A 1662-nucleotide genomic window follows, 5' to 3' on the forward strand; every position below is an offset into this window, starting at 1 on the left:
CACCCCGCGGGCACTCACCACCATCGGAAGCTAGCGACCAAGAGTGGAAACCTAACCGTAGGGCAGGTCAAGATGTCACCTATCCATGCGGCAGTCCCTCGCGCAAGAGATCAGCGGTGCCCGGCGCATCGATGGAGAGACTGTCAAGGACATCGCTGTAGTTGGCCTCGTCGCCCCACACCGCTGTGATAGCGGCGACGATCCTGCCGAGGGTGTCCGGGTGATCCTGAAACAGACCGGTGAGGAAGTCGTCGGGATGCTGCGCTGCCACATCCCACGAGTTCAAGCGGTCGGCGGGGAAGTCGCGGAGATTGTGGGTGACGATCACTTGAGCGCCAGCGTGGATTGCGGCTGCCAGGACATGCCGATCGTCGGCATCGGGAAGATCGAGCTGGTCGATCAATTGCTCGTAACCGGTCACCGTTACGTCACGGATCGCCTCGTTCATCAGGCGGCGGGTGCGATCCAGCCGCGCGGGGTCGAGGTCGGGGCGGTTCGCACGCAGGTTGCGGAACACCTCATCGAGAATCCGCTCCGTCCACTTCGGCTGCACCAGTCGAGCGAGCCCGGCCCGGATCAGCACATCCCGCAGGGTGGAGGGGTAGAGCACGTTGGCGTCGTAGACGACGACCTGCATCAGGCGAAACCGAGCTCGCGAGTCTCCGCGGTCAGCGCATCAGCAGCAGACTGGCGGCGCTCGTCGTCTTCACGCAGGTAGCGGATCAGCGACGCTGCCTTGACGCGACGGTGCGTGCCTACCGTGCGGTACTCGATGTATCCGGCGTCGAGCAGGCCGATCAGGAACGGTCGCGACACGTGCAGCGCATCGGCAGCCTGCTGGGTGGTCAGCTCTGCCTGCGAGGGAAGAACAGTCACACCCTCACCGTGCGCGAAGCTGTCGAGCACCTGCGCCAGCGCGGCCAGCGCAGACCGGGGCACCTCCACCTCGCCGACCTGCCCAGCCAGATGCAGTCGCACCGGACCCTCGGTATCGAGCGCGGCATCGAGCCCCCGCAGAGCAGAGGCCGCCAGTTCAGTGTCTGCCGGCTCAGGCACCAGCGTCGCAATGTCACTCATCAGCCACCCTAATAATCGAAATAATCGAAGCAGTCGAAGTAAGTGTATCGCGATGCGACGCAGGCGACCAGCTACGTGCTGCGTCGCGAGAGCGGCGGGATGAGGAGTCGGTGCCATCAGCCGCTTGATGCGTGTCGCCCGGGACCGGAGAGCAAGATGAGGGAGAATGAAGTGATGTCGAACGCACAGTAGGTGACCCGGTCACCGGTAGGAGGTTTCCGCCAGGTGATGTCGCCCAGTACCGACACAGCAAGTCGCCACCCGAGTTCGGCTTGGCGCTGTCCGCTTCTCGGGGAGCGATGAAGCGTGGCTGTGACGAAGGGCTCCTCCGCTCGGCGAAGCAGATCCACTGCGTCGGAGCGCGTGCGCGCCTCGCGCGACGGTGATCGATTCCACTACACCTGGGGCGCGGCTCGTCTACTGCATCTGTTGAGCCCCGCATCCGACCTCCAGCAAGTGGCCGTGGAGGGAGCTGGCTCAACCTCTTCGGTGGAAGAACCGGACGGTTCCGAAGGGCGGATTCAACTGGTCGTCGCAACACCCCGGTCTCGGAGGTGTTCGGCAGTGGCGACGAAGGACTGGACC

At 64.4% G+C, this 1662-nt stretch carries 2 protein-coding genes; both read right to left on the reverse strand.

Annotation, left to right across the window (positions count from 1 at the left end):
* Positions 1–79: 79 nt before the first annotated feature.
* A complete protein-coding gene (locus GTW58_RS12960; protein WP_198673467.1) occupies positions 80–637 on the reverse strand; it encodes a PIN domain-containing protein in 558 nt (185 codons plus the stop codon).
* Positions 637–1077: a helix-turn-helix domain-containing protein gene (locus GTW58_RS12965; protein WP_119933838.1), complete on the reverse strand. Its 441-nt coding sequence runs from the start codon at positions 1075–1077 to the stop codon at positions 637–639. The genes GTW58_RS12960 and GTW58_RS12965 overlap by 1 nt, the downstream gene beginning before the upstream one ends.
* Positions 1078–1662: the final 585 nt, after the last annotated feature.

This window comes from Kocuria subflava (assembly GCF_012163155.1).
GTDB lineage: Bacteria > Actinomycetota > Actinomycetes > Actinomycetales > Micrococcaceae > Kocuria > Kocuria subflava.